Origin of the sequence: Turicibacter sp. HGF1 (assembly GCF_000191865.1) — a bacterium.
In the GTDB taxonomy this organism is placed as follows: Bacteria; Bacillota_I; Bacilli_A; order MOL361; family Turicibacteraceae; genus Turicibacter; species Turicibacter sanguinis.
The window spans coordinates 1-10,814 of record NZ_AEXQ01000125.1; the positions used below are offsets into that span (position 1 = coordinate 1).

The 10,814-nt window shown below is 32.6% G+C and carries 11 protein-coding genes; 1 reads left to right on the top strand and 10 read right to left on the bottom strand.

Annotated features, from left to right (window positions below):
* Positions 1-2 precede the first annotated feature (2 nt).
* The 5 genes from HMPREF9402_RS12285 to HMPREF9402_RS12305 all read right to left on the bottom strand — a co-directional run bounded on the left by HMPREF9402_RS12285 (position 3) and on the right by HMPREF9402_RS12305 (position 6,145).
* Positions 3-1,391, bottom strand: a complete 1,389-nt coding sequence (locus HMPREF9402_RS12285; RefSeq protein ID WP_009607511.1) for a glycoside hydrolase family 1 protein — start codon at positions 1,389-1,391, stop codon at positions 3-5.
* Positions 1,392-1,594: 203 nt separating this feature from the next.
* A complete protein-coding gene (locus HMPREF9402_RS12290) occupies positions 1,595-3,526 on the bottom strand; it encodes an FtsX-like permease family protein (protein ID WP_009607506.1) in 1,932 nt (643 codons plus the stop codon).
* Positions 3,519-4,286, bottom strand: a complete 768-nt coding sequence (locus HMPREF9402_RS12295; protein ID WP_006784657.1) for an ABC transporter ATP-binding protein — start codon at positions 4,284-4,286, stop codon at positions 3,519-3,521. The genes HMPREF9402_RS12290 and HMPREF9402_RS12295 overlap by 8 nt, the downstream gene beginning before the upstream one ends.
* A 116-nt stretch (positions 4,287-4,402) precedes the next feature.
* On the bottom strand, positions 4,403-5,407 hold the full coding sequence (locus HMPREF9402_RS12300; RefSeq protein ID WP_009607505.1) for a sensor histidine kinase: 1,005 nt from the start codon (positions 5,405-5,407) through the stop codon (positions 4,403-4,405).
* A gap of 66 nt (positions 5,408-5,473) precedes the next feature.
* Entirely contained in the window at positions 5,474-6,145 is a 672-nt protein-coding gene (locus tag HMPREF9402_RS12305) for a response regulator transcription factor (RefSeq protein ID WP_006784655.1), read from the bottom strand.
* A gap of 522 nt (positions 6,146-6,667) precedes the next feature.
* Here HMPREF9402_RS12305 and HMPREF9402_RS15065 point away from each other — a divergent pair.
* On the top strand, positions 6,668-6,862 hold the full coding sequence (locus HMPREF9402_RS15065) for a nucleotidyltransferase substrate binding protein (RefSeq protein WP_009607509.1): 195 nt from the start codon (positions 6,668-6,670) through the stop codon (positions 6,860-6,862).
* 177 nt (positions 6,863-7,039) lie between these two features.
* Here the strand turns inward: HMPREF9402_RS15065 and HMPREF9402_RS12310 are convergent, their stop codons facing one another.
* The 5 genes from HMPREF9402_RS12310 to HMPREF9402_RS12330 form a co-directional block, all read right to left on the bottom strand.
* Positions 7,040-7,561, bottom strand: a complete 522-nt coding sequence (locus HMPREF9402_RS12310) for a DUF1836 domain-containing protein (protein WP_006784652.1) — start codon at positions 7,559-7,561, stop codon at positions 7,040-7,042.
* A 21-nt stretch (positions 7,562-7,582) separates the two neighbouring features.
* Positions 7,583-8,434: a DegV family protein gene (locus HMPREF9402_RS12315; protein WP_009607512.1), complete on the bottom strand. Its 852-nt coding sequence runs from the start codon at positions 8,432-8,434 to the stop codon at positions 7,583-7,585.
* Between the two features lie 455 nt (positions 8,435-8,889).
* Positions 8,890-9,603 (bottom strand): polysaccharide deacetylase family protein, encoded by a 714-nt coding sequence (locus HMPREF9402_RS12320; protein ID WP_238526665.1) that lies wholly within the window; start codon positions 9,601-9,603, stop codon positions 8,890-8,892.
* Between the two features lie 22 nt (positions 9,604-9,625).
* Entirely contained in the window at positions 9,626-9,910 is a 285-nt protein-coding gene (locus HMPREF9402_RS12325; RefSeq protein ID WP_009607510.1) for a glycosyltransferase, read from the bottom strand.
* Positions 9,907-10,814 (bottom strand): MGDG synthase family glycosyltransferase (locus tag HMPREF9402_RS12330; RefSeq protein WP_009607508.1); only part of this gene is annotated, 908 nt, incomplete at its 5' end. The genes HMPREF9402_RS12325 and HMPREF9402_RS12330, both read right to left, overlap by 4 nt.

Consider the following 10,814-nt stretch of genomic DNA (forward strand, 5'->3'; position numbering starts at 1 on the left):
TACTAGAATCCCCCTTGTTCAGATAATTGCTTAAACCAGTGACCACTCTTTTTAATCGTCCGTTTTTGCGTCGTTAAATCCAGTGAAATTAATCCATATCGGTTTTTATACGAATTACACCATGACCAGCAATCAATAAACGTCCACAGATGATATCCTTTGCAGTTGGCCCCCTCTTGAATCGCTTTATGTAACCATGCTAAGTGATCCTGAATAAACTCAATACGGTAATCATCCTCAATCATTCCATCGGCATTTAGAAATCGTTCTTCCCCTTCAACTCCCATCCCATTTTCAGATATATAAAATGGAATATTACCATAATTATCTCTTATATTAAGACAGATATCATAAATCCCTTTTTCGTAAATTTCCCATCCACGATGAGGATTCATTTTACGACCTGGCATCTTATAATAGTCAAAGAACCAATCTGGCATAAAGATGTCTTTATTAACTTCACTTTCTTTTGCTTTAATTCGACGAGGTTGATAATAATTTACCCCTAAATAATCAACTGTGTTATGTTTAATAACCTCTAAGTCTTCTGTTTCATATTGAGGTAATACATCATGTTCCTTTAATAATGAAACTAAATCTTTTGGATACTCTCCTTTAACTGATGGATCTAAGAAACTATTATTAAAGAATAAATCCGCAATATGTGCAGCTTTAACATCATCAGGATTTTCAATCGAACGTGGATAAGACGGTGTTAAATTTAAAACAACCCCGATTTGGCCATCTAAATTTAAGCTTTTATAAACTTCTATTGCTTTTGCACTCGCTAACATCGTATTGAAGGCGACTTGAATCCCGCGTTTTCCATCCATGACATTTGGATAATGCCAATTATATAAATAACCCGCTTCAACCGGAACAATCGGCTCATTAAATGTGATCCAGTGTTTAACACGATCTCCAAATAATTCGAAGCAGACCTTAGCATACTCAGCATAAGCCTCTACAACCGCACGATTTTCCCATCCACCCATTTCTTGCATAGTGGCTGGCATATCAAAATGATATAAATTCATAAATGGCTCAATACCATTTTCAATTAACTCATCGATAACATTATTATAAAAATCTACTGCCTTTTGATTTACTCGACCAATCCCATCAGGAATTAAACGACTCCATTGAATCGATGTTCTAAATGAGTTATGCCCCGTCTCTTTTAATAACTGAATATCATCTTTATAGTTAGCATAAAAAGTCGATGTATCTTTTGGTCCAACTTGATTATGGAATTTTTCTGGTTCAATTTCAAACCAATAGTCCCAAATAGATTGCCCTCTTCCATCTACATCAGCACCTCCCTCACTTTGCGGTCCTGAAGTTGCCGTTCCCCACCAAAAATCCTTGGGAAATACATACTTTAAACTCATACTAGTCCACCTCTTTATCCTTTAATTAGTTCTCCATAAAAGACTAACCCTATGTTAGCTAGCATCATTATAGCACTTTCATTTTTAATTCTTTAGTGAACAAATCTCATAAACAGTGGACTTTTATTAGACAGTTTTATAACTAATAACAACAAAATAAACCCGATTAAATCGATGGGGATTTAATCGGGTTTAAACGTTATTTATTCTACAATTTTATAGTATGTTTTAGCTGTTAAATTAAAGATTAATGCATAGATACTAGCAAAGATGACAATCGTTCCAATCGTAGCTGCTAAAAAAAGTTGGGTATTCATCAATCCGAACAAAGCGAGTAACTTTGTAATAATCGGGAAGGCAAACGCAATATGAATCATCATGAAGATAAGTGGTAAGAAAAAGACCATTAAAATTTGAACACGAATCGTTTTTCTAATCTCTTGTTTACTCATCCCCACACGTTGCATAATTTCAAAACGCTCTTTATCATCGTAACCTTCTGAAACCTGTTTATAATAAATAATCAACACAGTTGCCATTAAGAAGAGTGTTCCGAGGAAAATTCCTAAGAAAAATAATCCGCCATAACTCATCAAAAAGTCAGCTCGACTCGATGCTGCCCCTGAAACATACGCATCAATGGAATTCAATCTAAATTCAGTGTTTAGGGAATCTACAAACTCTACTGATACTTCATCTGTGTTATCCACATTAAATCCTACACTATAATACACATCCTCTTCGCCAAAAATTTGAATATCATTGACGATTAAAAGATAGACTGGAAAAAGTGAATTTTCTTGTTTGGGTTGAAAACTGACTTCATCAAATTCCTGCTTAATCTGATATACCTGATTATTAATCATTATTGAATCTTTTCCATACGTTCCCGATATTGAAAAGATTAGAACCTCATCAACACTCAACTGAATATCAGTTTGTTCTAATCGATTAAAATCATCGATTGAGATAAATCCAAATGAATAACTATCAGAACTTATATTTTGGCCTAAAGCATAGTTTCCGTCTTTTAACGTCGCCATCATCGATTTACTTTTATAATGAAACTCATCTTTAAGCTTTATCTGATATTCATTAACTTTATCATCTAATATTTGATTTATACGATTAATCTTTTCATCATTGACATCATTTCCTCGAAGGAAAACATCCTGTGGATATTGAGTATGTAACGATTCTTCCATCCCAACATACAGTGAAACCGTTGTAGATAACATGACAATCACAGCCGTACTTAAAATACAAATATTCGCTAATCCTTTAGCATTTTGTTTCATACGATACATCATGCCTGATATCGCAATAAAGTTATGTTTTTTATAATAGATTTTCTTATTTTTTCGAAGTAGTTTTAACACCACAATACTTCCAGCTGTAAATAGTTCATACGTCCCAATCATGACAAAGATAACAGCGACTAAAAACAAAGGAATAGCAGCAAGAGGCGTCTCAACAGATAAAGCAATCCCATATCCAATTCCTAACGAAAGAACACCAATGATGGCACTAATCCATTTTGTTTTCGGTTCTTTTTCCCCAACCTGTCCACCTTTTAATAGCTCAATTGGTTTAGACATCCAGATTTGAACTAAGTTACAAATCAACGTCAGAATGAAGATAAGACTAAAACATTGCGCTGTAAATTCAATAGATGCCATATCTAGTTCAAAGCCTAGTGGAATATCAAATTTTAATAACCTTAGTAGTAGGACGAACATTAATTTATTTAAAATAATCCCCCCGAATAATCCAAATGCTAAACTAATCAACGAGGTAAAGAGGGTTTCGAAAAACAATACCCAAGCAATATGTTTTTTCTCCATCCCTAGCACATTAAATAAACCAAGTTCTTTCTTACGTCGCTTAATTAAAAAACTATTCGTGTACAGTAAGAAGATAACTGAAAAAATGAGGATGACCACAACGCCCATTGATAAAATACTTTGTAAAGACATAGAATTTGGCATATTAAGTAATCCATCATTTAAAGAAATGGCATGAATCACATAGAACATCATCATTGTGCCAATACAAGTCAGAATATATGGCATATACGTTTGCTTATTTTTCTTAATGTTCATCCAAGCAAGTTTAGGATAAAGAAACTTATTCATGAGTTCGCCCCCCAGTAGTCATGACCGTTAGGGAATGAGAAATTTTCTCAAACATCTCCTCGTTTGACATTGAACCTTTATATAATTGATGAAATACCTCCCCATCTTTAATAAACAATACACGATTTGCATGGCTTGCTGCTTTCGTACTATGAGTTACCATGACAATGGTTTGACCAGATTCATTAATAGTCGTGAATAAGTCGAGTAACTGATCCGTTGATTTCGAATCAAGAGCCCCTGTCGGTTCATCTGCTAATATAAGTTCTGGATTTGTAATTAAAGCACGAGCAACTGCCGCCCGTTGCTTTTGCCCACCTGATACTTCATATGGGAACTTTTCTAAAAGTTCTGAAATTCCAAGTGTGTTGGCAATGGGTGTTAATCGTGCCATCATCTCCTTATAGTGAGTTCCTGATAACACAAGGGGTAAGAAAATATTATCTTTTAATGAGAAGGTATCCAGTAAATTAAAATCTTGAAAAACAAATCCTAAATGTTCACGGCGAAATGCCGCCATCTGTCCCTCTTTAATCCCAATAATATTTTTTCCATTTAATAAAACCTCTCCGCTACTCGGTTTATCAAGTGCCGCCAAAATATTTAACAGCGTTGTTTTCCCAGAACCAGACTCTCCCATAATGGCTACATACTCACCGTATTCCACTGAAAAATTAACATCCTTTAACGCCTCAACTTGGTTTCCCCCGAAACGTGTTGTGTACACCTTTTTTAAATGATTCACCTCAAGTAATGACATTGCACGTCCTCCTTTTCTAAACTCGATTATAGTTTTATTATAAGAAAAAAGGAAATGCTCTGCCATTTCATGGTCTTACATTTCCAACTGCTAACCTTACATTGATGTAAGGTTGCTTATTCATACCTTGATTCTTTGCGACTTAAATCAATCATTACCTTAGTTCCAACACCTATTTCAGATGTCACCTCAACATTATGACCTAGTTTATTCAAGATTTTGTGACACAAATAAAGACCAATTCCCGTCGCCTTTTTGTCCATTCGTCCATTATATCCCGTATAGCCTTTTTCAAAAATACGTGGCAAATCCTCTTCGGCGATTCCAATTCCAGTATCTTCAATGACCAACATTTTTGGATTAATAAAATCCATATAAATAGAAATCGTCCCCCTGTTTGTGTACTTTAAAGCATTTGACAATAATTGTTCAAGTACAAACACCAACCACTTTTCATCAGTAATAACAATAGTCTCCATCTCTTGAAACTCAAGCTTTATATTTTTTCGAATAAACTGACTTGCATACTTTCGAATCACCTGCTTCACAAGATCAGACAGCCGATATTTTTGTAACATTAAATCAGCTGACATTTCATCGATTCTTAAATACCCAAGTACCATATCAACATATTGCTCCATTTTAAAAATTTGCTCTAGTAACTCCTTATTTACAGAACTTGGTTCTGTTTGAACTAATAATTTCATCGCTGCAATTGGTGTTTTAACCTGGTGTGCCCACATTGTATAATAATCCATCATCTCAGTTTGCTTATTATCAAATTGAAGTTTAATCTTTAATCGTTCCTCTTGCAGAAGACACAATGCTTGTTGATAATCCTGTTCAATCAATCGATTGGATATAGGTAGCGTCGCTAAATGAACCTCAATTTCCTTTTTGATAACTTGTAATTGCTGATGCTTTTGATAGTAGTTAGAAAAATCAAAGAGACTATAAATAAAAGCGACAAATAACCATAAAAACATAACGTAAAAGATAGCTTCAAAATGAAGATTATAAAGCATAAAAATAATGCATGCGCTGATTAAAAAGGAAACATTCAATAAAATCAGTTTCAACTGATCTTTTATATATGCCACAAAAATTTTCCATTTATTCATCTCTTACTCCTTCTTCAACCACTCATTCCTATTATTTAGAAATACTTATCTTTTATCATCCTTCATCTATTCCACCATATAGCCAATCCCTTTTTTCGTTTTAATAAAGTTTTCTAATCCGATATCATTTAACCTTTTTCTTAAACGAGTCACATTAACGGTTAAAGTATTATCATCAATAAAGCTATCACTTAACCACAGGCACTCCATGATTTCTTCACGACTGACAATTTTACTTTTGTTTTCTAAAAGTAATTGTAATATTTTAAATTCATTTTTGGTTAGTTCAATTTTAGTCTGCTGATATTCAACTGTTGCATCATTCAAATTCAAAATAACTCCCTGATGCTCAATCACATTCAATGTTCCTGAAAAAGAATATGATCGTCTAAGTAAAGCCTGTATCTTCGCCACCATAACCGTTAAATCAAAAGGTTTAGAGATAAAATCATCGCCTCCCATATTCATTGCCATGACGATATTCATATTATCGGACATCGATGAAATAAAAATAATTGGGATTTGAGATAACTTACGCATTTCAGCGCACCAGTGATACCCATTAAAATATGGAAGTGATATATCTAATAAAACAAGATGAGGATTAAAATTAATAAAGTCGTTCATAACCTCTTTAAAATCTGTTACACACTTCACATCATAATCCCACTGAGTTAGCACCTTCTGAAGTGACATAGCAATGGTTTCATCGTCTTCAACAATTAACACTTTATACATAACCGTAACCCCCTTCGATAGTCTAATTATACACAAGTGTCAACAAGTTTAAACTAAAACTTCTAGATTTATCCACATTTTAATTCTACCTATAAGTCTATCCCTCATTTTCCTAACATTAGGCTATAATAAACTTATTAAATATCCTACTCTTTACCATCACTATAATAAGGTGAACATAATGAATCTGAATGAAAAAATTATAGAAGAAATTAAAATCGTTGCAGCAAATTACGATAACATCTCAAAAATTTTACTTTTTGGATCACGGGAACGCGGAGATAATCATTAACAAAGCGATATCGATTTAGCAGTGTATTCAACAGGCTCCATTTCTTTATTTGTTGAAGAAATTAATACAAAGGGAAATACACTTCTAGAATTTGATGTAACTCTTATTTGTTATCTCAAGTACTAAAAGAAGGTATGATAATCTATGAAAAAGTTACAGTATAAATTTACAAACTTGAAAAAAGCGTATGCTCGATTAATAGAAGTTTCTTCTTTTATCTGACGGAAACAATGATATCTTTAATTCAAAGATTTGAATTTACTTATGAACTAACACATAAAACACAACAAGACTTTTTCAAATACTCTGATATCACGTTAGAAGTGACTTTTCCACAAATGATTTATAAAAAATCATACAGTAATAACCTGATTGATGATGAACAACTATGGATTAGACTGCTAGAAGATAAAAATGCAACCTGACATCTTTATAGTGAAGATGCAGCAAATGATATTGCGAATCGTATTGTTTCTGACTATGTTGAGGCTATTGATTGTTTAATTCAAAAGTTAAATAACTTAACTGAAATTGAGAAATAAAAAATTCCCTTGGAGATTAACGCTCCAAGAGAATTTTTTTATTATAATTAGGTTAAATTACTAATTCATTTTTCGTTTTTCAATTAAATATTTTTGAATAAATAATTTATTGGCTAATGAGAGCACAACAGATTGTGCGATTTCTCTTTCAAGAGTGACCGGATCTGGTGTTGAAAGCTCTTGATTACGACGACTAAAAACATATTTTAGAGCATCTTCAAGTTCATCACAGAATAAATCATATGCCACCTCTGTCGGGCAGCTCCCAATTTGATTTTTTATTAACTCACAAATTTCCGTCAGGCTATAGACTTGTTTTAACAAGCACACAACAATTAAATAAGCTAAATGCTTTTCATTGTATCTTCGATTCAACGGCGGAGAAACAACTTTTTGTTTAACATAATTATTGAGCATGGTTGGTGTTAATAATTTTTCTTCTGGATTTAAATTTAAAGGTTTTAACGTCTCTTCGATATAAAGAATCACTTGATCTTTATAAAGAGCAATGCTCGGTAATTCGTTATATCTCGGACAATGAAAATCTAAAATATCTTTTAGCTCAGTTTCTTCAATATACATTATGATAACTCTTCCTATCTCTTAACCTAAAATTTCATGTTTTTTAATAACTTGAATGGCAACACAGTTTGGTCCACCTTGAGTTGTAAACACTGGGGTTAACATCATGATTTCTGTTTCAACATTTTCAATATTTTTAATTATAACGTCTTTAGCTATATTTGCCAACTCTTCATTGCAAGCATGCGTAATATAAATTTTATACTGTTCATTTACACCCATTTCTTTGTAGCAATCACAAATTTCTTGAATAGCTTTTTTGAAGGTGCGTTTAGTTGCGAACTTATCTAATCGCGTACTATCTTCTGATAATGTCATAACAGGAACTAATTTAATTAATCCACCGATTTTTCCTACAAGAGGAGATAAACGTCCCCCTCGTACTAAATAATCAAAGTCATTAGGAATTAAGAATGATTTTGAAGTTTGAATTAATTTTTCTAGTTCTTCTATAATTTCTGCTTTTGTTTTATTTGCCTGTGCTAATTTAACCGCCACTTCAACTAAGTAACGTTGTGGTCCACAAAGTGTTCGTGAATTAATGACAGTAATATTTTCAGCATGATCAACCATTGCACGTGCTGTACAAGCTGAATTATAAGTTCCTGATAATCCATCAGCTAATGTAATATTGATAATTTCATCTTCAGGATATTGATTATAAACATCCACCACTTCTCCAATTGATGGTTGTGATGAAATAGGTAAATGTCCTTCATTGATAATTTTAACAAATTCCTCTGTTTGAATTTCAACTAATTCTTTGTAGCTTTTATTATTAATCGTTACACTTAACGGTGTTACATCAAAGTTGTGTTTTTTTGCTTCTTTAACTGAATAAAGTGTTGATGAGTCTGAAATAATTCTAATCATATTCTGTTCCTCCAAATTAAAAAGTCACACTCTCTAAAACATATAGTTTTAAATACTATATGTTTTAGAGTAACACTTTAAATTAAGTTTGTCAATCAAACTATTGAGGAGATTCTGTAAAATATAAAGCGTTGTCAAATATAAACAAAAAAGGGCGAAATAATTTCACCCAGGATGTTGATAATAACGACCGTCATTTTTTTATTTAGATATATTGTAATTTAAATCCTTATGAATCTGTTCTTTTACACATTTTAACATAAGTTATCAGCACTATTAATTGTTTTAATTTTAGAATATTGTACAGTGAGTTTATACTCAATTACTTAACAGAATGATAAATGGATAGAAGGTTCTTCTATATAATCTATCCTCTCTTTCGATCGTCACTTTATCCAATGTTGAAATTTATCAAAACTTCGCCATACGCAACACTAATAGGCTACTTACAAGGTCTAGATTCGTAAAGAAGATGATTTATTTGAACTGGTATACCGATCAATTGTTTCAAATTTATACCCTTTTGAAATCCACAACGGTATAACATCTTTTAATGCCTCAATCGTGTGAATTGGAGCACGATTCTTTCCCCTTCCATCATGTAGACAAATAATATCGTTTGCTCTTGTTCTTTCAATTAATTTAACTTTAATCATTTGACTTGTATTTTTCTTTCGCCAATCCTCAGCCATCACATGCCAGATGATTAGTCGTAATCTATAGCGATGTAATTGCACTAACGTCATCCAATTAATTAATCCCCATGGTGGCCGATAATACCTTACATTAATACCTAAATCTTTCATAACTTCTATCCCTTTATCAAAATCTTTCTTCATATAAGATGGTGTTTTCCATAAAGCATTTTTATGTTCATAAGAATGAAAACCAATTAAATGTCCTTCTTGTTGAATCCGTTTAATTAGATCATGATTTTCTAAAGCAAACCGTCCTACTACCAAAAAAGTAGCTTTTACTTGATACTTTTTTAATAGATCTAATAATTGTGGTGTATAAAAATGATCTGGTCCATCATCAAACGTTAAATAAAGTGTATGCCCATTTGTTTTCTTAAAAATTAATCTTTTCATTCTAACCCAAATAGATGGAATAACACCATACCCCAAAATACCTAATAAACCTATCCAAATGACTTTTTTTCTCAACATCTTCACCTCTATTTTGGATATATTAAAGGGGACTAGAGTTGGTAAAATGGTTGTTAATATTTTTCATATTATCTTTCATTCTTTGTTGATCTTCCCTATTTTCGAGTAACTCTAAGATGTCTCTAGTAACCTCTTGTCTCTTACTTGACCATATAACTCTTCCAATACGGGCCTCTTCAATATATTTTGCATTTTCAATCTCCTGTATTAAAAAAGGATTAATAATATAAAGTGGTGTTTGTGTATGAATGGCTTCAAACATCGTAATCCCACCTGACTTCGTCACTAATAAATCAGCACGTTTCATATAATCTGCAACATGATTGGTAAAGCCAATAACTTCAATACTCGGAAACTTTTTTTCACTCTACTACAAAGTTTTGTATTATGCCCTGTAATCATGGTTAATTTAATATCTTCTCGCCTTGATAACTGTTTTAAAAAATGATCTGGTGATGAAATCAATCCTAGTCCCCCACCCATAATTAACACTTCACGTTTTGCTAACCTCTTGTCTTTTTTCTCTTGTGAAGGGCCTTTAAAGCATTGCTTAACCGGAATGCCACAAACCTTAATTTTTGAAGCTGATACACCCTTTTGAAGTAAATCTAATTTAGTTTTTTCTGCTCCTACAAAATAAAAATCTGTTTGAGAGGCTATCCATTCTTCATGCACCATGATATCTGTTATATACGTATAGAGTGGAATATCATCTTGCTTCATCTCTTTATATGTTGAAATATATTGCGGACATACTGGGCAAGTCGTAATAATAAAATTAGCTTCGTACATCTTTAACATCTGCTCAATCTTATGCGTCATAATAGTCTTAAAAGGCATATGACTATATCTAGCTTTTACTTTGTTAAACATATTATAGATGAAGGCACATTTCGTGACCATAAAGTTAAATCCACCATAAATCCATTTATTGAGATGAGGAAATAAATAGTCAATAACATCTACGACATGAATCGTTGCATGAGGATACGTTAATAAAATTTCCTCTCGAATAGCTTCTGACACCGAGACATGTCCTATTCCAAACTTGGCTGTTAAGATTAGAATATTCAAACTATCACTTCCCTTCAATCGATACGATATATGTAAGTCCAGATAAGTTTTATACACCCTCAAAACTTTTATTTTCCCTACTAGTGGAGGAAAGCTACGATTCGCAACCTCATCCGTAGCGCAGGGGACCCATTCCC